Here is a 26,188-nt window from a genome sequence, read left to right as displayed (position 1 = left end):
TCCCTGTTTCTTTCATTTTCAACCGACGCCCTGAAATACTATGAACGTCGTTCATTTTTCTCTTGAACGCCGTTCAAACTATGCTATTGTGCATCCGTGAACAACGTTCAAGGCAGGAGTGCCGACCTGCCCACGGAGGCGTCGGCAAAGAGAAGGCCAAGCCGCTCCGATTGTATCAGCCCTGAAACAAGCCCGCGCCTGGCCACACCATCCCTGAAACGAAAGGATCGTATCGATGCTCACCGACAGCCGAGCCCGCAAATTTTCGAGTGCCCGCATAGGCTGGAGACCAATCGCGGGCGACAGATGCGCGGCGCCAAGAACGAGAAACAAATGGATCGGATTGAATCGCAGCAACGAAGTTTAACCGCTTCCAGATAAACGAGGCTCAACCACGCAAGTGTCCTTCCAATCCAGATCGGATCTCGGGATGACCTTGCCTAATGGAAATTGCCATGAACAACCATCTCATGATGTCGCGGCGCTTCGCGCCTCTCTTCTGGACGCAATTCCTCTCGGCCTTCAACGATAATTTCCTTAAGAACACGCTGGTCTTCCTCATTCTCTTCACCTTGGCCAAGGACCAGGCCGCGTCCCTGGTGACGCTGGCGGGCGCCGTCTTCATGGCGCCCTTCCTGCTGCTTTCGGCGCTGGGCGGCGAGATAGCCGACCGCTTCGACAAGGCGCTCATCGCGCGCCGGTTGAAGTTCACCGAGATCGCCGCGGCCGCCGTCGCGGTCGCCGGCATCGCGCTGTCATCGATCCCGGTGCTGATGACGGCGCTGTTGATGTTCGGCATCATCTCCGCGCTGTTCGGGCCGATCAAATACGGCATCCTGCCGGATCACCTGGAGCGCAAGGAGCTGGCCAAGGCCAATGCCTGGATCGAGTCGGCCACCTTCGCCGCGATTCTCGGCGGCACGATTGTCGGCGGCATCGTCTCGGCCGACGGCATCGGCGTTGCCGTCTTCGGCCCGATGATGATGATCCTTGCCGTCGGCTGCTGGTTCATCAGCCGCTACATCCCTTCGACAGGCTCGGCGGCGCCTAACCTCGCGATCGACAAGAACATCCTGCGCTCCACCTGGCGACTGGTCGCCGAGTTGCGCACCAACCAGCGCATCTGGCGCGCGGCGCTGATGGCCTCTTGGTTCTGGCTGGTCGGCGCCATCATCCTTTCCGTCCTGCCCCCGCTGGTCAAGAATTCGCTTGGCGGCGGTGAGATCGCCGTCACCGCCTATCTCGCGGTGTTCGCGGTCGCGGTTGCCATCGGCTCGGCCATCGCGGCCTGGATGTCGCAGGGACGCATCGTGCTGTTGCCGGCTCCTGTCGGCACCGCGCTGATGGCCATGTTCGGGATTGACCTCGCCTGGAACGTGTGGGGCCTCCAGAGCGCTGCCCAAGCTCAGACGCTCAGCGCCTTCTTTGCCGGACAGAACACCGTTCGCGTCGCCATCGACCTAGCGGGGCTGGCGATCGCTGGCGCCTTCCTCGTCGTGCCGGCCTTCGCGGCCGTGCAGGCGTGGGCGCCGGAAGACCGGCGCGCCCGCATCGTCGCGGCCGTGAATGTCGTGAGCGCCGGCTTCATGACAGTCGGCGGCGGCCTCGTCGCCGCCATCCAGGGAGCCGGCATCTCCATCGCGGGCGTGCTCGCAGGCCTTGCCGTGATCAATGCCGTCGCCGCCTGGCTGATGCTGAAATTCCTGCCGACCAATCCGTTCCGCGACTTCGTCTCGATCCTGTTTCGCGCATTCCTGCGCCTGGAGGTGGAAGGGCTGGACAACCTCAAGGCCGCCGGCAAGGCGCCGATCCTGGCGCTCAACCATGTCAGCTTCCTCGACGGCCCGCTGGCGCTGACGCTGACCGACGAGGAGCCGGTCTTCGCCATCGACTACACGATCGCCCAGGCCTGGTGGATGAAGCCCTTCATGAAGCTTGCCCGCGCGCTGCCGCTCAATCCGGCCAAGCCGATGTCGACACGCACGCTGATCAAGATCGTGCAGGGCGGCGATCCGCTGGTCATCTTCCCCGAGGGACGCATCACCGTCACCGGTGGCCTGATGAAGGTCTATGACGGCGCCGCCATGGTCGCCGACAAGACCGGCTCGATGGTAGTGCCGGTGCGCATCGAGGGTCTGGAGAAGAGCTATTTCTCGCGGCTTTCCTCGCAGCATGTGCGCCATCGCCTGTTCCCGAAGGTCAAGGTGACCATCCTGGAACCGGTGAGGCTCGAAGTGCCGCAGGAGCTGAAAGGACGCCAGCGCCGCGCCGCGGCCGGCTCCGCGCTCTATGGGGTGATGTCGGACCTCGTCTTCCGCACCCAGGACATCGACAAGACGGTGCTTCAGAAGATCATCGAGACGGCCAACGAGCGAGGCATGAAGGAACTCGCCGTGCAGGATCCGGTCACCGGCTCACTGAGCTACGGCAAGCTGCTGACGGCCGCAGCCGTGCTCGGCCAGAAGTTCGAGCATCTCTACGCCGGACAACAGACGCTGGGCATCATGCTGCCCAACGCCAATGGCTCGTGCGCCACGTTGCTCGGCGTCATGTCGGCCGGCAAGGTGCCCGCGATGATCAACTTCACCGCGGGCGCGGCGAACATCCTGTCGGCCTGCAAGGCGGCGGGGGTGCGCACCGTGCTCACCTCGCGCGCCTTCGTCGAACAGGCAAAGCTCGGGCCCGTGGTCGAGGAGATCGGCAGGTCGGTCGACATCGTCTGGCTGGACGACCTGCGGGCCACGATCGGCCTCAAGGACAAGCTGCTCGGCCTCCTGCGCAAGGCGACGCCGCGGGTGGCTCGCAAGGCCGACGACGCGGCGGCGATCCTGTTCACCTCGGGCTCGGAAGGCACGCCCAAGGGCGTGGTGCTGACCCATCGCAACATTCTGGCCAATGCCGCCCAGGCCGCGTCACGCATCGACTTCCACTCGGGCGACAAGGTGTTCAACGTGCTGCCGATCTTCCACTCCTTCGGCATGACGGCGGGCACGGTGCTGCCGCTGATCTCGGGCGTGCCGGTCTATTTCTACCCCTCGCCGCTGCACTACCGGATCGTGCCGGAACTGATCTATGGGTCGAACGCGACGATCATCTTCGGCACCGACACGTTCCTCGCCGGCTATGCGCGCACCGCCCATCCTTACGATTTCCGCTCGGTGCGTTACTGCTTCGCCGGCGCCGAGCCGGTCAAGGCCGCGACGCGCACGACCTATATGGAGAAGTTCGGGCTGCGCATCCTCGAGGGTTACGGCGTGACGGAAGCGGCGCCGGTGATCGCCATCAACACGCCGATGTACAACAAGTCCGGCAGCGTCGGCAAAATCATGCCCGGCATGGAATATCGCCTGGATCCGGTGCCCGGCGTCGAGGAGGGCGGACGGCTCTTCGTGCGGGGTCCGAACGTCATGTCAGGCTATCTGCGCGCCGAGAATCCCGGCGTGATCGAGCCGCTGAAAGACGGCTGGCACGACACCGGCGACATCGTCACCGTCGACGACGCCGGCTTCGTCTCAATACGCGGCCGTGCCAAGCGCTTTGCAAAGATTGGCGGCGAGATGATTTCGCTGGCGGCGGTCGAGGCGCTGGCAGGTGAACTCTGGAAAGGCTCGCCGGTGGCCGTCGCGACGGTGCCAGACGCGCGCAAGGGCGAGAAGCTGATCCTGATCACGGAAGCTTCCGGCGCGACCCGCGCGGAATTCCTTGCCTTCGCCAAGGCGAATGGCGCCATGGACCTGATGGTGCCGGCCGAGGTGCGCGTCGTGCCGAAAGTGCCGGTGCTCGGCTCCGGCAAGCTCGACTTCGCGGGCGTGACCAGGATGGTGCGCGGCGACGAAGAGCTGAAGGTCAAGGCCGCCTGACCGGGACACGGGAACAGGCCGGCGACGGAGGCCGGCCTGCTCGTTGCTCGTCTCCCCGGCGCGGCTGAGATGGCCGGCATGTCCAAGGCGCATCCGGGTGGGTTTGCCCAAAAGAAAAAGGCCGGGCGCAAAATCGGCCCGGCCAAGCATGAAGGTCATAACCTTCAGAGGGGAACATCGCCCGGCGCAATGGGAGGAAAACACCGAGCGATGACGTGTATTTGGGGTCTCTGCGGTCTATTTTCCACGAATGAAATTCCAAAAAAACTCAAAAATGCGGAAAATCTCGCTCCGACGCATCTCAATCGTCAGCCGGCGGCCGCTGCTTTTTCCAACAGATCGGCATAGTGGCGCCGCGCGACGTCGGGATGAGATCTCAGCCGGCTTTTGAGCACGTTGGTTCCGACATTGCGGAACAGCGGGTTGTCGGGGTCGCTGGCCGGACCGCGCGCTTCGGCAGCCAGTTCCTCGGGCAGGTCCAACAGCGGGATCGTCGCATCGAGCCGGGCGCCGAAGAAGAAGGGAACCGAAATCCGTTCGACGCCGGCCGGCGGCGTGACGACGCGGTGCACGGTTGCCCTCAGATAGCCATTCGAGGCGAGTTCGAGCAGCTCGCCGATGTTGACGACGAGCGTTCGCGGGATCGGATCCACATCGACCCAGCTGCCGTCATATTCAACCTGGAGGCCCTTGTTCTCGTCCTGCAGCAAAAGGGTGAGAAAGCCGCCGTCCTTGTGCGCGCCGACGCCCTGGTCGTCCCCGGTCGTGTCGCGGCCGGGATAGCGCACGATCTTCATGCGATGATTCGGCTCGCCGCGGTAGATCGAATCGAAGGCCTCCTCCGGCTGGTCGAGCGACGCGGCGAAGGCCTTGAGCAGCCGGATCGCAACGTCGGTTGCCTTGGCCTGCCAGGCAAGCAGCGCCGGCTTGAGATCGGGAAGGGCCGCCGGCCACTGGTTCGGGCCCTGGAGCCGCGTCCACGCGGGCACCCCCTGCCCTTGCGCAATGGGCGCGCGCTCGACGCCGATATCAAGCTGCTCGCGCCAGTCGGCCTTGCCTCTGGTCAGTTCACCGCCGGCGCGCGTATAGCCACGGAACTGCGGCGACTTCACCATTTCGATGCCGAGCTTATCGGCCTCCGGCAAAGCGAAGAAGCGGCGCGCCGCGTCGAGCACGGCATCGATCTCCGACTGAGTGATGCCATGGCCGCTCAGATAGAAGAAGCCGACATCGCGGGCAGCGGTGCGCAGGTCGAACAAGAAGGTCCGAAGCTCCGACGGCCCCTGCTCCAGGCGGTCGAGATCGAGCACCGGAATTATTCTGGGCATGGACAGGCTCCTCTTGGCGGTAACTCTTTGTTCTAGCGCCCCGCCCGCACGATGACATGCGCGCCATTGCCGGAGAAGAAACACACCGATCAATCTCCTTGCGAACGGAGCATGTCGGCGCTCAATTCCCGGCTTTTGCGGCAAATTGCGTTCGCATCCGGTGCACGCCCCTATCCGCGATGATCCAGACGTGAGACCAGCCGATCGCCGATCCACTGGATGCCACAAACCAGCACGATCAGCACAATGACCACGGCGACCATTACGCTGGTTTCGAATCGCTGGTAGCCATAGCGGATGGCGAGGTCGCCGAGCCCGCCGGCGCCGATGGCGCCTGCCATGGCCGAGGCGCCGACAAGCGTCACCAGTGTCACCGTGAAGCCGGCGACGATGCCCGGCAGCGCCTCCGGAACCAGAACCTCGCGGATGATCGTCCAGCGATTGCCGCCCATGGCGCGCGCCGCCTCGACCAACCCGTGATCGACCTCGCGCAGCGACACTTCGGCGATGCGGGCGTAGTAGGGCGTCGCCGCGATCGACAGCGGCACGATCGCCGCCCAGGTGCCGATCGAGGTGCCGACGATCAGCCGCGTCAGCGGGATCAGCGCCACCAGCAAAATGATGAAGGGCACCGAACGGAAGCCGTTGATGACGGCGCCGAGGATGCGGTTGACCCATAGGCTCTCGGCAATGCCGCCGCGATCGGTGGCGACCAGGGCAAGGCCGAGCGGCAGGCCGAAGACCAGCGAGATGAGACCGGACGCGCCGATCATCAGCACCGTCTCCCAGATCGAGCGGAGCAGAAGTTCAAACAGGACCGGCGACATGACCAAGCACCTCCACCCGCGCGCCGCGGCTCGTCAGGAACGCGATAACCGCCGCCAGATGCGCGGCGTCCGCTCCGGGGATCGCCACGAACAGCGTGCCCACCGGCTGCCGCTGCACATGGTCGATGCCGCCATGCACAAGCCGGAACGGGCCGGGGACGCTGGCGCCTAGCTCAGACAGCAGCGGGCGATGCGCTGCTTCTCCGGCGACATCGATCCTGATAATCGTTTCGGTGCCCTCGCCCGCCGCCAATTGGCTGGCGATCTCGGGCGGCAGTTGCGGCCGGATGCCGCCAAGCAGGCTGCGCGTGATTTCCGATTTCGGGTTGGCGAAGACCCGCCAGACGGCACCCTCCTCGACGATCCGGCCGGCATCGATCACCGCCACGCGGTCGGCGATCGAGCGGATCACCTCCATCTCATGCGTGATCAGCAGGATAGTCAGGCCGAGCTTGAGGTTGATGTCCTTGAGAAGCGCCAGGATCGAGCGTGTCGTCTCCGGGTCCAGTGCCGATGTCGCCTCGTCGGACAAAAGCAACGCCGGCCGTGCGGCTAAGGCCCGGGCGATGCCGACGCGTTGCTTCTGTCCGCCCGACAGTGACGCAGGATAGGCCCTGGCCTTCTCCGACAGGCCGACGAGCTGCAGAAGCTCGGCCGCGCGAGCCATGCGCTCGGCGCGTGGCCGCCCTTCGATCTTGAGCGGCAGCGCGACGTTCTCCTCGACGGTCTTCGCCGACAAGAGATTGAAGTGCTGGAACACCATGCCGATGCGACGGCGCAGCGGCTGCAACTCGCGTTCGCCCAGACGGCCGATCTCGCGACCTTCGATGAAAACCTCGCCGGAATCCGGCCGCTCCAGCCCGTTCAGGCAGCGGATCAGCGTCGACTTGCCGGCGCCGCTGCGGCCGATGATCCCGAGGATCTCACCCTTCTTCACGGTGAGCGAAACGCCGTCGAGCGCGGCAGTCGCGCCGAAGCGCCGCTTCAGGTCGACGAGGCGGACGACGTCCTCCGGCCCGGCCGCATGGATGGGGAGCGGATCGGCGAGTCCGGTCGCGACATGCTGGTTCATCTCTGTTTCCGTTTCAACGCCGCGCAAGCGCGACGGCGGCCCGCTCAGCGACGGACCGCCCATCTGCGCCATCCAGGCCCCGATCAATAGGCGCTGATCCCGGTGGCCTTGTAGACCTTGTCGAACTCTGCCTTCACCGCGTCGTTCTGGTAGGAGGCGACAAGAGTCTTGACCCAGGGCTCGCTCTCGTTGCCGGCTTTGACCGCAATGAAGTTACGATACGGATTGTCGGCCACCGGTTCCTGCGCGATGCGGTTATCGGGGCCGAGGCCGCTCTTCAACGCCCAGTCGGTGTTGACGACGGCGGCGTCGAGATCCTCGACCGAGCGGCCGACGATGCCGGCGTCGAGTTCCTTGATCTCGAGCTTCTTGGGGTTGTCGGCAATGTCGGCGGTGGTCGCCAGGATGCCGGTGCCATCCTTGAGCTTGATCAGGCCTTCGTGCTCCAGCACGTGCAGCGCGCGGCCCTCGTTGGAGGGATCGTTGGGCAGGCCGATGACGGCGCCTTCCGGCAGATCGGCGACCTTGGCGTGCTTCTTCGAATAGAGGCCGATCGGCCACACGCCGGTATAGCCGACCGGCACGATGTGATAGCCTTGAGTCTTGATCTGGTTGTCGAGATAGGGCTTGTGCTGGAAGGCGTTGGCGTCGATCTCGCCGCGCTCCAGCGCCTCGTTGGGCTGCGTGTAGTCGTTGAAGACGACGGTTTCGATGGTCAGCCCTTTCTTGGCCGCTTCGGCGGTGACGACGCGCCAGACGTCCTCGTCCTCGCCGCTGATGATGCCGACCTTGATCGCCTTCTTGTCCTCCGCGAAAGATGGCGAAGGTCCGGCGAAGCCCACAACGGCGAGCGCCGTGGCGAAAAGCGCGGCAAGTCCGGCGCGCCTGGTAGTTGACGTAACGAGAGAATTTGAAGCGTAGCCGCGTTCGGGCATGATGCGTTCCTTGCGATCCTGAAATCATTTCGGCCTGGCTGGATGCGAAGCCTTGATATCAGCATCACCAATGCTGCCCAGCCGGGCAAAGAAGCGCTTTTCCTCTTGGGCGAGGCTCGGAAAATATTCTCTCAAAGATGTTGTGACTTGGAGCACATTGGCCGCTGGCGGCCGGTTTCGACCCGATCAAGCGGTAAACGCTTAGGAGGCCTGCTGCTCGGCGGGCCAGCTCAGCCGATCGCTTCCCCGCAAATGATGGAACGTCGGCAGGCCGCGGGCTTCCCGGACGCCGAAGCCCAATCGCGTCAGGCTCGCTCGCGCAAAGGCCGCGTTGCTGTCGATCACGATCAATCCGTTCGTGTCGTTGAGGCTCGCCGCCACCACCGACAATTCGGTGCAGCCGAGAAGTGCCGCGTCGGCGCCGGCCGCTTGCGCGAGATGAAGCGCGCTTTCGGTCTCGGCCGCTGCCTGCGCGATCGACCCGGCTTTGACGAGCGCAATTGCACTGTCCACGCATTCCTGGAATGCGGCGTCCTCCGGAACACAGACTTCGAACCCCGCCACCGAAATCCTGTCCTGATAGAAGCCGGACGCCAGCGTGCCCCGCGTCGCGAGGTTCGCGACCCTGCCCCGGCCCAGGGTGCGGTGGATTTCCGCCACCACCGCGTCGCCGATGTGGATGATCTCGGCTCGCGAATTCGCCGCCAGCTTGTCGTACCAATGGTGAGCGGTGTTGCAGGGCATGGCGATGCAGGCGATGCCGAGTTCGTTGAGCGTCGAGACCGCGGCTGCCAGCGGCGCCAGCGGCCCGTCTTCACCGGCCAGCATCGCTTCGGTCCTGTCGGGCAGTTGCGGCACGCTGAGGATGACGGCCGGCACATGCTCGTTGTCGCGCAGCGCATCGGTCATCCGGGTCAGCTTGAAATAGAAGTCGGCCGATGCCAGCGGCCCGAGGCCACCGATGATGCCCAGCTGGGGACGGATGCTGTCGGCGATCATCGGACGGGCTCGGCCTCGAGCGTTTCCGCCTCGGCTTCGGCGGGCTGCGCGGCCTCCTCCCTGTGGCTGGGCGCGATGATTGCCGTGCTCGCCGCCACGGTGCAGACGCTGGACAAGGTCATGAACGTATCGACAGCTGCATCCACCGCGACGAACAGGGCAAACGCCGCCTCGAAGGGCAGCTTGAGGTAGCCACAGACGATGGACATCTGGGACAGGATGAGCAGGCTGCCCATGCCGCCGGTCGTCAGCGCCAGAAGCGCCGAGACGGTGCCAACGAGCAACAGATCCGGGATCGCCAGCGGATGGCCGTAGAGCTGGGCGATGAACAGCGTGCCCGAGGTGTAGACCAGCGCCGGACCCGTTCGGAGCAGCGCCGCCTGCAACGGCACGAGCAGCTCGACCACCACCAGGTTGAAGCGCAGCCGCTCGCTCAACAGGTTGATAACCCAGGGCAGCGAGGCCACCGAGGAGCGCGTCGTGATGGCTACCATCAGAAGCGGTTGAAGGGTCTTGATCGTGGCCCAGTAGCTTCGCCGCGAGCGTATGGCGATGACAGCAAACGCGCCGGCAAGGAATGTCAGGCAGGAAAGCCCCATAACCAGCAGGTAGCCGCCCATCAGCATTAGCGGCTTGGTGCCGGTCGACGCGGTCTGGTCCGCGATCAGGACGAAGGTTGCGAAGGGCAACCCCCAGACGAACCAGTTGGTCAGCACCGTGCAGGCCCGGTACACCGCGTTGAGCGCCTGCGACAGGCTCAGCGACGAGGGCTGGGGAATCTTGCCCATCGCCAAACCGAAAAGCAGGCAAAACAGCAGGACCTGGATGGTCTGGCCCGAGGCCAACGCGTTGAAGACGTTGTTCGGCACCAGATCCAGGAAGATCGAACGTTCGCCGACCGAGCCGCCGGTGGACGGCGGCGGCTGGAACGGGAAGGCGAGATCGGTGGAGACGCTGCCTTGCGAATTGATGAACTCGCCGAGCTCGATGCGCGACTGCGGATTCTCGATCTGGCCGGGCTTGAGAATCAGCGAATATGTGCCGCTGACCAGCACGGCGAGGAACGACACGACCAGCACCGTTATGCCGACCTTGCCCAGATAGCGGACCGATTTCGGGTCCTGGACCATCGCGGTGATGGAGAAGATCACCGACGAAACGAGATAGGGCAGGACGACCATCTTGAGGAAATTCAGGTAGACCTGTGCCACTGGGCTGATCGCATGGGCGAAGGCCGGGTAGTAGAGCCCGCACAGGATCCCGGCCAGGATCATGATGATCGTCGTCAACGGCGAGCGCAGGATGCGCTTTGCCGACAGGCGCCAATCGAGAGGCATGGGTGCGGCTGCATCCGAGACGGCCATCGTCAGGCTTTGCTCCCCTGGCGATAGCGCGCGATGATCTCGTCGGTGTTGAGGACCCGCTGGCCTCGCGCGAGATCGAGATAGAGATCGACAAAGGCGGCAAGATGCGGATTGGCCGGGCTGACGCCGACCGCGATCGTGTCGACCTTGTCGGTCAGCGTGATGGAGCGCGCGACCACGGTCATCGACGGATCGTCGACCATCAGCTTCTTGATCTCGAAATCATCGCGATAGGCCAAATCGATCGTGCCGTTGCGGATCGCATCGATGACCGTGTTCCAGCCCGCGAAGCGCCGGATCTTGGCGTGCGGAAAGGTCGCCGCCGCATAGGTGGCGAAGGACGAGCCTTCGATCACGCCGAGATCGCCGGAGAAATCGCGGATGATCTGTTCGGGCGGCTTGCCTTGCGTGATGCGCGCCAGGTTCACGCGATTGGCGAGCAGGCCCTGATGCAGCATGGCATAAGGCCGGGAATAGAGGATCGAGCGGCCGCGCTGTAGCGTACGGCTGAGCTTGCCGATCGCCAGGTCCGCCTCACCGGAAGCCAGCTTTTGCACCATGGCGTCGAAGGTCACGGCGGACCGGTCGAACACAGCTTCCACGCCAAGCTCCGCGGCTATGCCGCGCGCCAGGTCCATGTCGATGCCCTTGTCGCCTGTGCCATCGGCCGGAAAAAACGGATCGGAAGCGAAGGCCGGCATCGCGATGCGCAGCTTCTTGTCGCTCACGATTAATTTTGGAGCGTCTTGCGCCTGGGCCGCCGGCGTGGCCATGGCTTGCGCCTGCGCGATCAGCAGCCCTCCGCCTCCAGCTGCAAACAGCGTGCGACGTGTAAGCGGCATGCCCATTCTCAATTCGTGCAAGAGAGCCGGACAACAATTCTGACCAGTCCGCAGTATGCACGCCGAAGTTAAGTAAAAGTATCTTTCACTTTCTCTTTTGTATATTGCATATCGCTAAAATGACCTCAAAATATATGCATGCTTTCTAAAATAATATGGAAGCGGCTGGGCGCGTTATTGTACGGTTCGGGCAGTAGGTCGTCAGAAGGTCTCGACCCAGGGCCTCAGTTCGACCTCGAAACTCCACGCGCTGCGATGCTGGCGATGGACCGCGAGGTAGGTCTCGGCTATCGCATCGGGTGACAGGTGGCTGTCCGGCCGCTCGGGCGTCCTCGCGGGCGAGGCGATCTGGCCGTCGATGATGAAATGCGCAACGTGGATGTTCTTCGGACCGAGCTCGCGCGCCATCGATTGCGCCAGCCCGCGCAAGCCGAATTTCGGCATGGCGAAACCGGCGGACCCGGAAAAGCCCTTGAGGCTCGCGCTGGCGCCGGTGAAGAGGATCGAGCCGGAACCACGTGCAAGAAGCCGGCGCGCCGCCTGCCGGCCGACCAGGAAGCCGCCATAGGCGCCGACCAGCAGAGCCTGCTTGACCGCCTCGGGATCGAGCTCGGCGATCGGGCCGCGCGTGCGGCCGCTGGCGTTGAAGACGGCAATTTCCAGCGGGCCAGCCTTGTCCGCAGCCTCGAACAGCCTCTCGACGGAACCCGCGTCCGAAACATCCGTCTCCACGGCTTGCGCGCCGGTTTCCTTGATCAGCCCGGCGAGTTTGTCGACGTCGCGCGCGGCGAGGACGACGCGCAAGCCTTCCTTGGAGAGAAGCCGCGCCAGCGAAGCGCTCAGCCCGGAGCCGGCGCCCGCGATCACTGCGACATTGGTTGCCATGGCTTCCTCCTTGAGATCGCTTGGTGTCGGATCCGCAGGCTGGCGCCATTGGCGGCAAGAGGCAAGGACGTGGATGCTCGATTTTCGTCATTTGGCGCAAAAGGCGGCCTGGATGGACGAGGCGAAAGACTTGCCTGCCGGTGCGATCCGTCCGACAGGTGAATGAACGGCGATTCGAGGAACGACCATGGAACCAATCTGGGCCGTCGGGCTGATGACCGGCACGGTGCTCGACGGCAATATCGACGTGGCGCTGATCAGGACGGATGGCGAGCGCATCGCCGACACAGGCACCTACACGCTCGCCCCCTACCCGCGATCGATCCGCGCCCTGCTCGAAGAGACGCTTCGCCAGGCACGCGCCTGGAATTTCGAGGGGCCGGAACCGGCGATCTTCCGCGAAGCCGAGGAGGCATTGACGCGCGCACAGTCGGCGGCGGTAAAGGATCTGGTCGAGAGCCAGGGGATGACGATGGCCGATATCGGCGTCGTCGGCTTCCACGGCCAGACGGTGCTGCATCGCGCACCGCAGCCTGGACGGATCGGCCGCACGCGCCAGCTCGGCGACGGCGAGTTGATGGCTTCGCTGCTCGGCACAAAGGTCGCGTACGACTTCCGCTCGGCCGATGTCGCGGCCGGCGGGCAAGGCGCGCCGCTCGCCGCCGCCTATCACGCGGCGCTGCTCAAGGAAGCGGACGCGAGCGGCGACACCGCCGTGCTCAATCTCGGCGGCGTCGGCAACATCACCTGGTGGGACGGCAAGGACAATATCGTCGCCTTCGACACCGGTCCGGCCAACGCGCCGGTCAACGATTTCATCAAGTCGAAAGGCCTTGGCGAAATGGATCGCGACGGTAGGCTGGCCGCCGCCGGCAAGGTCGATGAAGAAAGGCTGGCCCGGCTGCTCAAGCATCCCTACCTGACCAAAGCCTATCCGAAGTCGCTCGACCGCTTCGACTTCACCGCGGCGATGGCCGAGGGGCTCGGCGCCGAGGATGGCGCGGCGACGCTGACGGCCTTCACCGTGTCGGCCGTCGGCAAGGCGCTCGAACTGTTGCCTCGCCGGCCGAAGCGGCTCGCGGTCAGCGGCGGCGGCCGCCACAATCCGACGATGATGGCCATGCTCGAAAGCCGCGCCGGCGTCGAAGTCGTGCAGGCCGAAACGCTTGGATGGAAGGGCGACGCGGTGGAAGCGGAGTGCTTTGCTTTCCTCGCCGTGCGCGTGCTGCGCGGCCTGCCGATCAGCTTTCCGAGCACCACCGGCGCGCCGAAGCCGATGCGCGGCGGAAAGCTGGCGGGCTGATTTCCCTTGACGCAATTCCGGACGGAAAACCGCTCCACACTTTCCTGGAATTGCTCTACGGCAGCTTCTTCTGCAAGAATACGCGGCGGCGGCCAATCGGGAAATCCGGCAGTTCGCCGAACGGCTCGTAGCCCTGGCGCCGATAGACCTTCTCGGCGATCGGATTGAAGGTGTCGATCCAGGCGCCGTGGCAACCGCGTGCGATCGCCTCCTGTTCGGCGGCGTCGAGCATACTCGCGGCCATGCGGCGGCCGCGCAAAATTTCGTCGACCCACAGCCACTGCACGTAGAGCCAGCCCCAGCCGGTGTAGCCGGAAATGCCGGCGACGATGGCGCCGGTTTCGTCGCGCACAAAAACCGCCAGCGGCTTTCGGCCCGACGCGCCGACATCGGCATCGTTGAAGGCGGTGAGGCTTCCGCTCAGGAAAACGAGGTCCTGCGGCAAGGGCTCGGCGGTGATCTCGAGCGTCGTCTTCATCGGCTGCGACTCCGGTTCGCAAGCCAGCCTTAGCGAAGGTGCGATCGCAGATGCAAGCCTATTGCCGGGCGGATGACCGCCATGCCGCGGCGGCCGCCGCAACCAGCGTCAGTCCCGCGGCGATCAAGGCGCAATCCGCGAAGCCGAGGCTCGTATAGAGCGGGCCGAAACCAGCCGTACCGACGGTGACGGCGAGATAGGTGACCGCGCTGTTCAGGCCCATGATGGTGCCACGGCGCGACGGGTCGAGCGCGGTCAGACGCATGACCAGCACGTTCAGCCCGAAATGGTTGGCGAGGCCCCAGACCGCGATCGTCGCGATCAGCAGGCCGAAGCCGGTGCTGGCCAGGGCGATCGCGACATAGACGGCCGCAACCAGCAGATAGGCGAAGGGCATGACCCGGCGAGCGCCCAGGCGGTCGATGACGCCATCGAGCAAGGCGGCCGCGCCGAAGCCGAGACCATAGGCGACGGCGGCCAGGCCGTTGGCGCTGACTGGTTCGCCGAGGGCTTCATGCAGATGATCGCCGAGATAGCCATAGACGCCGTAGAAGGCGGTCATGAAGGCGCCGCAGGCGATGAGCAGCGGCACGATGCCGGGAACGGCGAGCGCGCCGAGCGGCGATGGCGCCGGGCCGCTTTTCCTGGTGTCGTGCAACGAACTCATCGCCAGGCCGGCAACGGCCGCTGCCGCCAGCAGCGCCACGGCCGCAAAAACCGCGCGCCAGTGGATCAGGTCGGCCAAGACGGCCGACAGCGAGACGCCTGCGACCATCGAAAGCGTCCAGCCGGTCAGCACGACACCGATGGTGCCGCTCTCGCGGCCGGGCGGCGCGATGGCGGCCGAGCTGGCATAAATCGCAGGCATGGCTATGCCGGCGGCGATACCGGCGACGAGCTGGGCGGCCACAAGCGCCGTCACGGTCGGCGCCAGGGCACTGGCGACCAGCGCGATGGCCAGCAAGAACAATGCGCCCTGCAGCATGCGGCGCGCGCCGATCCGGTCGATGTAGCGGGCCAGGAAGAGCGCGCTGGCCGACGTGCCGAGGCCGAAGGCGGCAGCAGCCGTCATCACCGCCGGCACGCTGGCGCCGAAGGATGCAGCGACGGCCGGCGCGATCGGTCCCAGGACCAGCGAATTGGAGCCGATGACGGCGATGCAGCCCGTCAGCAGATAGGCGGCGGCCGGGATCGGGGCGCGCGGCGTCGCAGTTGTAATCGCTGATTGATTGGCGTTCGACATACCTCCATAATGGCCGAACTAAATTCCGCATCAACGGAGAATTTCCATATGGACGCAGAAACAGATGACATTCAGCGGAACAAGCATCCGGCCCGTGAGATCGACCCGATCGACCGAAAGATATTAGGCGTTCTCGTCGAGGACGCGACCATCAGCTACGCCGAGCTCGGCGAGCGCGTCGGCCTGTCGCCGCCGGCGGCGCATGAGCGGGTCAAGCGGCTGAAGCGCAGCGGCGCCATCCGCGCCACATCGGCGATCATCGATCCGAGGGCGGTGAAGAAGCCGTTGCTCGCCTTCGTGCATATCGACACCAGGGGCTGGGGCAAGACGCCGGAACTGATGGCGGTCTCCAAATATCCGGAGGTCGAGGAGATCCACACGGTCGCCGGCGACACCTGCATGCTGCTCAAGGTGCGCACCGAGGATACGCGCGCGCTGGAGGGCCTGCTGGCCCGTCTCTACGACACGCCGGGCGTCACCTCGACGCGCAGCTATGTCGTGCTGTCGACCTATCTCGAGCGTCCGGTGCAGCCGGAGATCACGAGCGAATGGCCGGCGCCGAAGCACATGGCGACGCCTATGTATTAGGTCGCCGCGACCTGACGGCGCCTGGAACGCGCCAGTAGGTAGAAGGCCGCGACATGGGTGATCATCAAAAGCGGCACGTAGAGGATCGGGATCGCATAGGTCGCGCCCAACTGCCCGGCATGGCCAGGGAGGTCGAGCATGGCGCCGTGATAGTAGTCGCCGACAAGGTCGACCACGCCGACGAGGTTGAAGGCGACGACGAGCGGCCAAAAGATCGCGGGTCTCGCGACGCCAAGCAGCGCCAGCATGGCGAGCAGGCCGGTGGCGATGTCGCCATAGGCGGCAAAACCGGCAAAGCCGCTCGGCAGGTCCGGGCCGGTGACGCCAGGAACGAGGAAGACGAGCCCGAAGAAACGGAAGCTGTGCAGCGTGGCGATGGCGCGCTGCGCCTCCATCGGCTCCATCGACCTCAGCCTTGGCCAGATATAGGCGGCGAAACAAAGCAGCCACGGCACGTAGCCCAACGCGAGATGGATGTTGAAGATCATCGCTGGTGACATCCTCGCCTCCTGTTAAACCTTGATCGGGAGCGCTTCGAACACCGCGGTCAAAATGCCCAGCCGTCCCTCCATGAGGTTGCGTCCGAGATTGGCGGCGAGTTCGGCAAAACCCTGCCCCATGACGACGCCGAGATTGAGCGAAGGCGCCGGGCCGGAGGCACGGAGCTCGGCGAACCAGGCCTTGGCCATGGCCGTGTCGTCGCGGCGAATGAGCGTGCCGAAGCCGGCGCCTTCGATCGCCTCGCAGGTGGCTTCGGCCGGCAGCAAGAAACTTTCGCCGGGAGTCTTCGCCCACGGCACTGGATAGAGCGGATCGCCGCTGTTCAGCACGACGTCGAAGGTCGCGAATTTTCCGCCCGGCTTCAGCACGCGCCTGATCTCCCGATAGAGCCGCGGACGATCCGCGATGTTCATCGCCACGTGCTGCAAGAGCGCAGCGTCGAAGCTGCTGTCCTCGAAAGGAAGCGACAAGGCGCTGCCGGTTTCGAACGTCACTTTGTCGTCCTGTCCGGTTCGCGCGGTCAGATAGCGCGCGGCCTCGACGAAAGGTTCGCTGAGGTCGACGCCGGTCACCTTGCAGCCATAGGTCGCCGCGAGGAAGCGAGCCGGTCCGCCGACGCCGGATCCGACGTCGAGCACCGACATGTCCGCGGCGATGACCGCCAGGTTGGCGAGCTCCGCCGTGGCGGCCAGCCCGCGGGTGTGGAACTGGTCGAGCGTGGCCAATTGGTCGGGCTTCAGTCCCTGCTCCTCCGGCCCAAACACAGCAAGTGCGGTCTTCAGCCGATTGGTCAGGCCGGCCGCACGATAGTGATCGCGCACGCGATCCAGTTCATCGGTCATTGCCGCTTCCTTTCAAGCTTCCAGGTCACGGAACAATTACGGCCGCTTTCTGCCAAGAACTATCCGCGATAATGTCGATGGGTCATGAAGCAGAACTTCACAGTCAGGCACGGCGCGCTCGACGGCGTCGAGGCCTTCCTGAGCGTGGCCAGGCACCGCAATTTCCGCAAGGCGGCGGCCGAGCTTGCCGTCACCCCGTCGGCGATCAGCCAGGCGATACGAACGCTCGAGGCGCGCATCGGCGCCGCGCTCTTCATCCGCACCACGCGCAGCGTCGGCCTGACGGAAGCAGGCGAGCGCTTTTTCGCGCGCGCCCGGCCCGCCTTCGAGGAATTGGTCGCCGCGAGCGAGATCGCGCGCGGCATAGGCCAGCGGCCGGCCGGGCTGTTGCGTCTTTCGGTGCCGCCGGCCGTGGTGCCGGTTTTGCTGGAGCCGATGATCGCCTCCTTCTGTCAGGCTTATCCCGAGATCGAGCTGGAGATCGTCGCCAGCGGTGAGCTGGCCGATCTCGCCGCCGAAGGGTTCGACGCCGGCATCCGCATGGGCGATCTGATCGCGCCCGACATGGTGGCGGTCCGGCTGACGCCGTCCTTCCCGATGGCGGTCGTCGGCAGTCCGGATTATCTGCGCCGGCGCACGGCGCCTGAGCGCATCGAGGATCTGCGCGACCATGCCTGCCTGCGCCTGCGCCGCTCGAACGGCTCGGTCGCGCCCTGGTCGTTTGCCGACGGCAACAAGGCCGTCGAGGCGATCGTGTCGGGGCCGCTCATCGCGCATGACTACCCGTCGCTGCTCGGCGCGGCGATCCAGGGTGTCGGGCTGGCGCAAGTGCCGAGCCCGATCGCCGAGGCGCCGATCGCCGACGGCCGACTGCAGGGCCTGCTCGGCCGCTTCGCGGTGACCACGCCGGGCGTTTTTCTCTATTACCCGGAAAGGCACCAGGTCCTGCCCAAGCTGCGTGCCTTCATCGACCACATCAGGCAACCGGGCGCGGGGGCCGATGCTTCCCCGAAGCGTCATGGCAGGCGGCAAAGCTGACGTCTCGCGGCCGCGCGAAGACGGTGGCGCCGGCAATGTGCCGCTCGAGCGCATTGTGGAGAGGCTGCGGCGACGAGGGCCTGAGGATGCACGCCATCACCCTGAGCGGGATGCGATCAACGATCGAATCCGTTCGGCGTCCGATGGCGTCGCGGGATTGTAGACGATCATGCCGAGTTCTGGCCGACCGTCAACGGCAAAGACCGAGAACTCCAGCTCGATCAACCCGATCTCGGGATGTCGCAGGCGCTTCACGCCCTCGCCATGCGCGGGGACGACGTCATTGTCGCGCCAGAGCGCGGCGAACTCCGGGCTCACCCGGGAAAGCTCCTCGACGAGTCCGGTGACCTCCGCGCCGGCGCCGGCGCGGACGGCGTCGGCCCTGAAAGACCCGACAACGAAACGCGCGACGCTCTGCCAGTCGTCCTGTGCATCGCGCACGCGGGGATTGCCGAACATCAGGCGCAGGATGTTGCGCTGCTCGCGCGGCAGCTTGGAATAATCGGTCAGCATCGCCGCGGCGGCACGGTTCCAGGCCACCACGTCCCATGTCGCGGTCTTGATGATTGCCGGGCTGGGGTTCAGTGCGTCAAGGACGCGCTGGAGGCGCGGCGTCACGCTGTCCACGCCTTTGTAGCGGACTTCCGGCGGCCGCCCGAGGCCCAGCATGAACAGATGCTCGCGTTCGGGCTCGGTCAGCATGAGCCCGGTCGCGATGCGGTTGAGCACGTCCGGGGACGGAGCGCCGCCCCGCCCCTGCTCCAGCCAGGTGTACCAGGTCGGGCTGATATTGGCGCGCTGCGCCACCTCCTCGCGGCGCAGCCCCTGCGTGCGCCGCCGCCCCGTGGCGAAGCCGAAGGCTGCGGGATCCAGACGCATGCGACGATCCCGAAGAAAGGTGCCAAGCCTGTTGGTCGTCGCTTTGTTGGCGATCTCTTGAGAGGACATCGCGATCCTGTTGGGAATTATACCATGATAAAGTCACTACTTTAACAGAATGATTTATAGGGCAAGAAGGGCCTCCGAACAACAGAGGAGACCCTCCAATGCGCGTATTCCTTACCGGCGCGACCGGCTTCATCGGTTCCAGGATCGTGCCCGAGCTTCTTGCCGCCGGGCATCAGGTGCTCGGCCTCACCCGCTCCGACGCCGGCGCCCGATCCCTTGCGGCCGCCGGCGCCGAGCCCCATCGCGGCGACCTCGAAGACCTCGACAGCCTGCGCGACGGCGCGGCTAAATCGGATGCGGTGATCCACACCGCCTTCGATCACGATTTCTCGAATTTCGTGGCGAATTGCGAGAATGACAAACGCGCGATCGAGGCGCTGGGCAGCGCGCTGGCCGGCTCGGACCGGCTGCTCGTCATCACATCCGGGACCGGCATGGGCAATGCCGAACCCGGTCAGCCGGCGCAAGAGAAGGTGTTCAATACGGAGCATCCCAACCCGCGCATCCTGTCCGAACTCACCGGCGCGGCCATGGCCGAGAAGGGCGTCAAAGTATCGGTGGTGCGGCTGCCACAGGTGCATGACACGGTCAGGCAAGGCCTGATCACGCCGCTGATCGCGCAGACGCGCGCCAAGGGCGTGTCCGCCTATATCGGCGAAGGCCGGAACCGCTGGCCGGCGGGCCATGTGCTCGACGTAGCGCGACTCTACCGCTTGGTGCTGGACAAGCAGGAAGCCGGCGTGCGCTACAACGCCGTCGGCGAGGAAGGCATTCCGTTGCGTGAGATCGCTGAAGTGATCGGGGCCGGTCTCAACGTGCCGGTGGTCTCGCTGTCACAGGAAGAGGCGGCCGACCATTTCGGATGGCTTTCCATGTTCGCCGGCCTCGATATGCCGGCTGCGAGCGAATGGACGCGTGCGCATCTCGACTGGCAGCCGGCAGGACCTGGCCTGATCGCCGACCTGGAACGGATGGATTATTCGCAGGCGGCAGCGGCCTGATCGGACCCGCACGTCCGGTTCCATCCGAAAGCGATCAGAGCGGGGTCAGCCGTGTTGGCGGCTGAACCGCTCTTGGCGGCCGCGAACTACTTGCCGCAATAGTGGTCGTTGATGTCGTTGACCGCATTCGCATCCGGTCCGACGCGGTGATACGAGCAGGCGCCCGTCGCGGTGGTGGACATCTGCTGGTCGTAGTAGCGCGGACCGCCGAACAGCGTCTCGATGATGTCGTCGCTGGCCGGAACATAACGCTCCTGCTCGGTGACCCGGTGGCGATGTTCGCCGGCGGAAGCCGGGCCCGCCATCGTGGCCGCGGCGGCAAGCACGAGCGCGGCGATCGCAAGATATTTCGTCATAAGCGGCACCTTCTGGCAATTTGGATCCGCAGCATATCCAAAATCGCCAGCGGAGCAAAAGTTCCCGCTTCCTGCTTCCGGCAGGCCTGGCCGGGTTTCGCGGAACGCAGCCATTGATCTGCGAGGATCGGATCTCGATGAGCTTGGCAAGCGCCGGATCGAGGCTGCCGGCGATCGCCGGAGAAGCGCGGCGGCCAGGGCGTAGCGATCTGCCTGGAGCGATTGGCCGGCGGTTCGCGGTGTCGCGGCACACCCAATACAGCACCTTTACCCAATCCGGCACACGCCTGAGCCTGCGGTGGCGACCTTGTCGGTCGGTCGACCGGGCGCCTCGACGCGAGACCTCTACCCATCCCTCGACGCTCTGAAATAGCTGCCGTCCCGGCAGCGCGACGGCGTCCGGGCCGCGGCGCAGGGACCGACATCCAGATCGCGGCAACGCCATCCAACGCAGTGGTTTTCCGCGATTATCAGACGCACTGTTCGGGGTAACTCTTCGCGGAGCGCTTGGGATGGCATCATCCCAGCGATTTGGATCAAATTCCAAAGAACCGGAGAAGGTTCCGGCCACCGCTCCGGCGCCGGACCGCTTTCACGATTGATGTGGATCAAGGTTGGCATAGGCTGTCTCTGTTTTGGTCTGCCCCGGCAACTTGAACGGAGTCCCTGACATGAACGGCTTTACCTTGAGCGCCGAACGGATCGGCGTCTGGCGGAGGGGGATTGCGCTGCGGCAACCCATTCGTGGCGAAGCGGCCAGGCAGGCGCCAGCCGTTTCTGACGCGTCGCGCAACGCCGGAGGCCGGTCATGAGGACTTCCCCGCGATGGCTGATCCTCGGCGGCCTGATCGTCCTCGGAGCAGCCGGTTACTATGCGTGGCAGCGGTCCAAGGACGGACAGCTGCCGGAAGGCATAGCCAGCGGCAACGGCCGCATCGAGGCCGTCGAAATCGACGTCTCGACGAAGGCAGCGGGTCGGATCAAGGAAATCCTTGTCGGCGAGGGCGATTTCGTCAAGGCCGGCCAGGTGCTGGCCCGCATGGACACCGCGCAGCTCGAGGCGCAGCGCCGCCAGGCCGAGGCGCAGCTTCAGCGCGCGACGATCGGGGTAGAGACCGCCGGCAGCCTGGTGACGCAACGCGAAGCCGAAAAGACGGCCGCCGCCGCTGTCGTGGAGCAACGCGCCGCCGAACTCGACGCCGCCGATCGGACCCTGGCGCGCTCCCAGCAGCTCGCCGTCAACAACACCGTCTCGCAACAGGTTCTGGACAACGACCGCGCGGCCGAGCGGAGCGCCAAGGCCGCCGTTGCCGCGGCGCAGGCACAGCTCGCCGCCAGCGACGCGGCCATCAACGCCGCGCGGGCGCAAGTGGTCGATGCGAGGGCCGCGGTCGATGCCGCGCAGGCCGCGATCGAAAGCATCGATGCCGATATCGCCGACGCCACGCTGCAATCGCCGCGCGACGGGCGCATCCAATACCGTGTGGCGGAACCCGGCGAGGTGCTGGCGGGCGGCGGACGCGTGCTAAACCTCGTCGACCTCGGCGATGTCTACATGACCTTCTTCCTGTCGACCGCGCAGGCTGGACGCGTCGCGATCGGCTCCGACGTCCGTCTCGTGCTCGACGCCGCGCCGCAATACATCATCCCCGCCAAGGTGACCTTCGTCGCGGACGTCGCGCAGTTCACGCCCAAGACGGTCGAGACGGAGGAGGAGCGCCTGAAACTCATGTTCCGGATCAAGGCGCACATCTCGCCGGAGCTGCTGCGCAAATATATCCAGCAGGTCAAGACCGGCCTGCCCGGCGTGGCTTATGTGCGGCTCGACCCGCAGGCCGAATGGCCGGCCGGTCTCAAGGGAAAGCTCGTGCAATGAATGCGCGGCCGGATGCCGGCGAGGCCTTTCCGTCAAGCCATGTCGCGCGGTTGGAGAATGTCGCTCACGCCTACGGAAAGGTCAGGGCTCTCGATGCCATAACATTGGACTTCCCCGCCGGCTGCATGGTCGGCCTGATCGGCCCGGACGGCGTCGGCAAATCCAGCCTGCTTTCCTTGGTCGCCGGGGCGCGAACGATACAGCAGGGGCATATCGAGGTGCTGGGCGGCGACATGGCCGATCTGCGCCACAGACAGGGTGCCTACCCCCGGATCGCCTATATGCCGCAAGGCCTCGGCAAGAACCTCTATCCGACACTGTCGGTCTTCGACAACATCGACTTTTTCGGCCGCCTGTTCGGGCATGACCGGCGCGAACGCGAGCGCCGCATCGGCGAGCTTCTGAAGCGCACCGGCCTCGCGCCTTTCGCCGATCGGCAGGCCGGCAAGCTTTCGGGCGGCATGAAGCAGAAGCTCGGCCTTTGCTGCGCCCTCATCCACGATCCGGACCTCCTGATCCTCGACGAGCCGACCACCGGCGTCGACCCGTTGTCGCGACGCCAGTTCTGGGAACTGATCGGCGATATCCGCAAGAGCCGTGAAGGCATGAGCGTCGTCGTCGCCACGGCCTATATGGAGGAGGCCTCGCGCTTCGACTGGCTGGTGGCCATGGACGCAGGCCGGGTGCTCGCCACCGGAACCCCAGCCGACCTGCTCCACAGGACCGGCGCGCCCGACCTGGACGCCGCCTTCATAGCCCTTCTCCCGCCGGAGAAGCGGGACAGCCATGAGACGGTGGTAATCCCGCCGCGGCCCGCCGACGCGGACGCCGTATCCGCGATTGAGGCTGAGCACCTCACGATGCGCTTCGGCGATTTTACCGCCGTCGACAATGTGAGCTTCCGTATCGGCCGCGGCGAAATTTTCGGATTCCTCGGATCGAACGGCTGCGGCAAGACGACCACGATGAAGATGCTGACCGGGCTGCTTGAGCCATCGGAGGGCAAGGCACGGTTGTTCGGACGCGAGATCGACCCCCGCGACATCGAGGTGCGGCGGCGCGTCGGCTACATGTCGCAAGGCTTCTCGCTCTATTCGGAACTGACGGTCCGGCAAAATCTCGAGCTCCATGCACGCCTCTTCGGCATGGCCGATGCCGTGATCCCGTCCCGGGTCGAGGAGGTCGCGCAGCAATTCGGCCTGACGGACAATGTCGACACGCTGCCCGATGCGCTCCCGCTCGGCATCCGCCAACGGCTGTCGCTGGCGGTGGCGATGATCCACTCTCCGGAGATGCTGATCCTCGACGAGCCGACCTCCGGCGTCGACCCGGTTGCCCGCGATGGGTTCTGGCGGATTCTCGCCGACCTGTCCCGCAAGCGTAACGTGACCATCTTCGTGTCAACGCATTTCATGAATGAAGCGGAACGCTGCGATCGCATCTCGCTCATGCACGCCGGCAAGGTGCTGGTCAGCGACACACCGGACGCAATCGTCAAAGGGCGATCGGCGGCGACGCTGGAGGAAGCCTTTGTCGGATATCTGGAGGAGGCGACCGGCGCACAAGCCGAGACGCCGGACGCAGCCGGCGGGAAAGTGGCGGTCCCGGAAGCGCCGGAGGCGTCGGTCAGCCGCTCCGGAAAGAGCGGAGCCGGCCGCCGCTTTTTCGATCTGCGCCGCATGTTCGCGTACACGCGGCGGGAGGCCCTTGAACTGTTGCGCGATCCGATCCGCGCCACGCTGGCCACCGTCGGCAGCCTGATCCTGATGTTCGTCGTCGGCTACGGCATCAACATGGATGTCGAGAACCTTTCCTTCGCCGTCCTCGACCGCGACGACACGACGATCAGCCGGGACTATGTGCTGCAGATCGCCGGCTCGCGCTACTTCACCGAAAAGGCGCCGATCACCGACTATGCCGATCTCGACCGGCGCATGGAGGACGGGGAGCTCGGCCTCGCCATTGAAATTCCGCCCGGCTTCGGACGCGACCTCGCGCGCGGGCGCCACGTCACGGTCGGCGCCTGGATCGACGGCGCCATGCCGACACGGGCCGAAACGGTGCAAGGCTATGTTTCGGGAATGCATGCCGCCTGGCTGACACAGAAGGCGCGCGAAATCTATGGCGACGCCGCCACCGCCAGCGGATTCCAGCTCGACATCCGCTACCGCTACAACCCCGACGTCCGCAGTCTCGATGCCATCGTCCCGGCGGTTATCCCGATGCTCCTGCTGCTGATCCCGGCGATGCTCGCCGTGCTGAGCGTGGTGCGGGAGAAGGAGCTCGGCTCGATCATCAATTTCTACGTCACGCCGGTCACCCGGCTGGAATTCCTGATAGGCAAGCAGATCCCCTACGTTGCCCTGGCGATGCTGAACTTCGTGCTGCTGACGGTCGCCGCCGTCTTCATCTTTGGCGTACCGTTGACCGGCAGCCTTCCGGCTTTCGCCGCCGCGGCGCTTCTCTATGTCGTGGCTACGACGGCAATCGGGCTCTTTCTGTCGACCTTCATGAGCAGCCAGATCGCGGCGATCTTCGGAACCGCGCTGATCACCATGATCCCCGCCACCCAATATTCGGGCATGATCGACCCGGTGTCGTCCCTCCAGGGCGCTGGCGCGTTCATCGGCCGGATCTATCCGACAACCTATTTCGTGACGATCTCGCGCGGCGTCTTCTCCAAGGCGCTCAGCTTCGCCGACCTGTCCGGCGCGTATGTTCCGCTGCTTGTCGCAATCCCGGTGCTGCTCGGCCTCGGAGCGGCTTTCTTGAGAAAACAGGCCCGCTGATGCGCATTGCCAACATATACAATCTCGGCGTCAAGGAACTGCGCGGTCTCGCCCGGGACCCGATGATGCTGGTGCTGATCGTCTACGCATTCACCGCAGCCATCTACACCGCCTCCAAGGCGATGCCCGAGACGCTCAATCGCGCCCCGATCGCCATCGTCGACGAGGACCAGTCGCCGGTATCATCGCGTATCGTCACGGCATTCTACCCACCCTATTTCACCGCGCCGCGGCTTATCTCCCAGTCGGAGATGGACAGCCGCATGGACTCAGGCATGGACACATTCGCGCTGGATATCCCGCCGAACTTCCAGCGCGATCTCCTGGCCGGCCGATCGCCAACGGTCCAGCTCAACATCGACGCCACCCGCATGTCGCAGGCCTTTACCGGCGGGGGCTACGTCCAGTCGATCGTGTCCGGAGAAGTGAGCGAGTTCCTGAGCCGCTACCGCTCCGAGACGTCGCTCCCTGTCGACCTCGACCTAAGGGCGCGATTCAATCCCGAGCTCAACAAGGGCTGGTTTGGCGCCATCACCAACGCCATCTCCTCCATCACGATGCTGTCGATCGTGCTCACCGGCGCAGCGCTGATCCGCGAGCGCGAGCACGGAACGATAGAACATCTCCTGGTCATGCCAGTGACCCCCTTCGAAATCATGACGAGCAAGATCTGGTCGATGGGCGTCGTGGTTCTGTTGGCGTCGGGCCTCGCGCTCGTGTTCGTCATCCAGGGGTTGCTGTCGGTTCCGATCAACGGATCGATCACGCTGTTCATGGTGGGCGCGGCGCTCGACATCGTCGCCATGACCTGCCTGGGGATCTTCCTTGCCACGGTCGCCGGATCCATGCCGCAATTCGGCCTGCTGCTGATGATGGTCCTCCTGCCCCTGCAGGTGCTGTCCGGCGGCGTCACGCCGCGAGAGAGCATGCCCTTGGCCATCCAGATCATCATGTCCGCAGCGCCCAACACACATTTCGTCATGCTGGCACAGGCCGTGCTCTTCCGCGGCGCGGGCCTCGATGTCGTGTGGCCGCAGCTCGCGGCGCTGCTGGTCATCAGCGCGCTCCTGTTCGCCTTCTCGCTCCGCCGCTTCCGTCAGTTCCTGAAGTAAC

General features: G+C 65.2%; 23 protein-coding genes. 9 read left to right on the top strand and 14 right to left on the bottom strand.

Annotated features, from left to right (window positions below):
* Window positions 1-455: 455 nt before the first annotated feature.
* Both ACR64R_RS01235 and ACR64R_RS01230 read left to right on the top strand, forming a co-directional pair.
* Complete coding sequence (locus ACR64R_RS01235) at window positions 456-3,860, top strand: acyl-[ACP]--phospholipid O-acyltransferase (RefSeq protein ID WP_487359884.1); 3,405 nt, start codon at window positions 456-458, stop codon at window positions 3,858-3,860.
* Window positions 3,861-3,938: 78 nt separating this feature from the next.
* The gene (locus ACR64R_RS01230; RefSeq protein ID WP_487359883.1) at window positions 3,939-4,208 is read left to right on the top strand and encodes a hypothetical protein; all 270 of its coding nucleotides are present in this window, start codon (window positions 3,939-3,941) and stop codon (window positions 4,206-4,208) included.
* Here ACR64R_RS01230 and ACR64R_RS01225 read toward each other — a convergent pair.
* The 8 genes from ACR64R_RS01225 to ACR64R_RS01190 all read right to left on the bottom strand — a co-directional run bounded on the left by ACR64R_RS01225 (window position 4,169) and on the right by ACR64R_RS01190 (window position 12,112).
* Complete coding sequence (locus ACR64R_RS01225; RefSeq protein WP_487359882.1) at window positions 4,169-5,188, bottom strand: isopenicillin N synthase family dioxygenase; 1,020 nt, start codon at window positions 5,186-5,188, stop codon at window positions 4,169-4,171. The two genes, ACR64R_RS01230 and ACR64R_RS01225, sit on opposite strands and share 40 nt — an antisense overlap.
* A gap of 170 nt (window positions 5,189-5,358) precedes the next feature.
* Window positions 5,359-6,015: a methionine ABC transporter permease gene (locus ACR64R_RS01220; RefSeq protein ID WP_487359881.1), complete on the bottom strand. Its 657-nt coding sequence runs from the start codon at window positions 6,013-6,015 to the stop codon at window positions 5,359-5,361.
* Window positions 5,996-7,087, bottom strand: a complete 1,092-nt coding sequence (locus tag ACR64R_RS01215) for a methionine ABC transporter ATP-binding protein (protein WP_487359880.1) — start codon at window positions 7,085-7,087, stop codon at window positions 5,996-5,998. The genes ACR64R_RS01220 and ACR64R_RS01215 overlap by 20 nt, the downstream gene beginning before the upstream one ends.
* Before the next feature lie 83 nt (window positions 7,088-7,170).
* The gene (locus tag ACR64R_RS01210) at window positions 7,171-8,022 is read right to left on the bottom strand and encodes a MetQ/NlpA family lipoprotein (RefSeq protein ID WP_487359879.1); all 852 of its coding nucleotides are present in this window, start codon (window positions 8,020-8,022) and stop codon (window positions 7,171-7,173) included.
* Between the two features lie 201 nt (window positions 8,023-8,223).
* Entirely contained in the window at window positions 8,224-9,021 is a 798-nt protein-coding gene (gene cuyB / locus ACR64R_RS01205; protein WP_487359878.1) for a cysteate racemase, read from the bottom strand.
* Window positions 9,018-10,358 (bottom strand): dicarboxylate/amino acid:cation symporter, encoded by a 1,341-nt coding sequence (locus ACR64R_RS01200; RefSeq protein ID WP_487359877.1) that lies wholly within the window; start codon window positions 10,356-10,358, stop codon window positions 9,018-9,020. Before ACR64R_RS01200 ends, cuyB begins: the two co-directional genes overlap by 4 nt.
* 29 nt (window positions 10,359-10,387) lie before the next feature.
* A complete protein-coding gene (locus tag ACR64R_RS01195) occupies window positions 10,388-11,227 on the bottom strand; it encodes a substrate-binding periplasmic protein (RefSeq protein ID WP_487359876.1) in 840 nt (279 codons plus the stop codon).
* Between the two features lie 201 nt (window positions 11,228-11,428).
* Window positions 11,429-12,112, bottom strand: coding sequence for an SDR family NAD(P)-dependent oxidoreductase (locus tag ACR64R_RS01190; RefSeq protein ID WP_487359875.1), 684 nt, complete (start codon window positions 12,110-12,112; stop codon window positions 11,429-11,431).
* Between the two features lie 187 nt (window positions 12,113-12,299).
* Between ACR64R_RS01190 and ACR64R_RS01185 the strand changes: the two genes are divergently transcribed.
* The gene (locus ACR64R_RS01185) at window positions 12,300-13,415 is read left to right on the top strand and encodes an anhydro-N-acetylmuramic acid kinase (RefSeq protein ID WP_487359874.1); all 1,116 of its coding nucleotides are present in this window, start codon (window positions 12,300-12,302) and stop codon (window positions 13,413-13,415) included.
* A gap of 55 nt (window positions 13,416-13,470) precedes the next feature.
* Here the strand turns inward: ACR64R_RS01185 and ACR64R_RS01180 are convergent, their stop codons facing one another.
* Both ACR64R_RS01180 and ACR64R_RS01175 read right to left on the bottom strand, forming a co-directional pair.
* Window positions 13,471-13,893: a GNAT family N-acetyltransferase gene (locus ACR64R_RS01180; RefSeq protein ID WP_487359873.1), complete on the bottom strand. Its 423-nt coding sequence runs from the start codon at window positions 13,891-13,893 to the stop codon at window positions 13,471-13,473.
* Window positions 13,894-13,951: 58 nt separating this feature from the next.
* Complete coding sequence (locus tag ACR64R_RS01175) at window positions 13,952-15,136, bottom strand: MFS transporter (protein ID WP_487359872.1); 1,185 nt, start codon at window positions 15,134-15,136, stop codon at window positions 13,952-13,954.
* A gap of 48 nt (window positions 15,137-15,184) precedes the next feature.
* Between ACR64R_RS01175 and ACR64R_RS01170 the strand changes: the two genes are divergently transcribed.
* Window positions 15,185-15,724 carry an Lrp/AsnC family transcriptional regulator gene (locus ACR64R_RS01170; RefSeq protein WP_487359871.1) on the top strand — a complete coding sequence of 180 codons (540 nt, stop codon included), beginning with the start codon at window positions 15,185-15,187 and terminating at the stop codon, window positions 15,722-15,724.
* Here the strand turns inward: ACR64R_RS01170 and ACR64R_RS01165 are convergent.
* Window positions 15,721-16,224 (bottom strand): hypothetical protein, encoded by a 504-nt coding sequence (locus ACR64R_RS01165; protein ID WP_487359870.1) that lies wholly within the window; start codon window positions 16,222-16,224, stop codon window positions 15,721-15,723. The genes ACR64R_RS01170 and ACR64R_RS01165 overlap by 4 nt on opposite strands.
* Window positions 16,225-16,236: 12 nt before the next feature.
* Window positions 16,237-17,067 carry a class I SAM-dependent methyltransferase gene (locus ACR64R_RS01160; RefSeq protein WP_487359869.1) on the bottom strand — a complete coding sequence of 277 codons (831 nt, stop codon included), beginning with the start codon at window positions 17,065-17,067 and terminating at the stop codon, window positions 16,237-16,239.
* 84 nt (window positions 17,068-17,151) lie between these two features.
* Here ACR64R_RS01160 and ACR64R_RS01155 point away from each other — a divergent pair, with 84 nt between their 5' ends.
* Entirely contained in the window at window positions 17,152-18,105 is a 954-nt protein-coding gene (locus tag ACR64R_RS01155) for a LysR family transcriptional regulator (protein ID WP_487359868.1), read from the top strand.
* Between the two features lie 96 nt (window positions 18,106-18,201).
* Here ACR64R_RS01155 and ACR64R_RS01150 read toward each other — a convergent pair whose 3' ends face one another.
* Window positions 18,202-19,053 carry a helix-turn-helix transcriptional regulator gene (locus ACR64R_RS01150; RefSeq protein ID WP_487359867.1) on the bottom strand — a complete coding sequence of 284 codons (852 nt, stop codon included), beginning with the start codon at window positions 19,051-19,053 and terminating at the stop codon, window positions 18,202-18,204.
* 98 nt (window positions 19,054-19,151) lie between these two features.
* Between ACR64R_RS01150 and ACR64R_RS01145 the strand changes: the two genes are divergently transcribed.
* Window positions 19,152-20,054, top strand: a complete 903-nt coding sequence (locus ACR64R_RS01145; protein ID WP_487359866.1) for an SDR family oxidoreductase — start codon at window positions 19,152-19,154, stop codon at window positions 20,052-20,054.
* An 86-nt stretch (window positions 20,055-20,140) separates the two neighbouring features.
* On the opposite strand, the gene ACR64R_RS01140 is transcribed toward ACR64R_RS01145, so the two are convergent.
* Window positions 20,141-20,410 carry a hypothetical protein gene (locus tag ACR64R_RS01140; RefSeq protein ID WP_487359865.1) on the bottom strand — a complete coding sequence of 90 codons (270 nt, stop codon included), beginning with the start codon at window positions 20,408-20,410 and terminating at the stop codon, window positions 20,141-20,143.
* 808 nt (window positions 20,411-21,218) lie between these two features.
* Between ACR64R_RS01140 and ACR64R_RS01135 the strand changes: the two genes are divergently transcribed.
* The 3 genes from ACR64R_RS01135 to ACR64R_RS01125 are packed head-to-tail and all read left to right on the top strand — an operon-like array spanning window position 21,219 to window position 26,187.
* Window positions 21,219-22,286, top strand: a complete 1,068-nt coding sequence (locus ACR64R_RS01135; RefSeq protein ID WP_487359864.1) for an HlyD family secretion protein — start codon at window positions 21,219-21,221, stop codon at window positions 22,284-22,286.
* Window positions 22,283-25,075 carry a ribosome-associated ATPase/putative transporter RbbA gene (gene rbbA, locus ACR64R_RS01130; RefSeq protein ID WP_487359863.1) on the top strand — a complete coding sequence of 931 codons (2,793 nt, stop codon included), beginning with the start codon at window positions 22,283-22,285 and terminating at the stop codon, window positions 25,073-25,075. The genes ACR64R_RS01135 and rbbA overlap by 4 nt, the downstream gene beginning before the upstream one ends.
* Window positions 25,075-26,187, top strand: coding sequence for an ABC transporter permease (locus ACR64R_RS01125; RefSeq protein ID WP_487359862.1), 1,113 nt, complete (start codon window positions 25,075-25,077; stop codon window positions 26,185-26,187). Before rbbA ends, ACR64R_RS01125 begins: the two co-directional genes overlap by 1 nt.
* The last annotated feature ends 1 nt before the right edge of the window (window position 26,188 follow it).

This window comes from Mesorhizobium sp. MC2-1-1 (assembly GCF_057597255.1).
The sequence above is the reverse complement of the archived record's forward strand: the minus strand, read 5'-3'. Positions and strand labels throughout refer to the sequence as shown.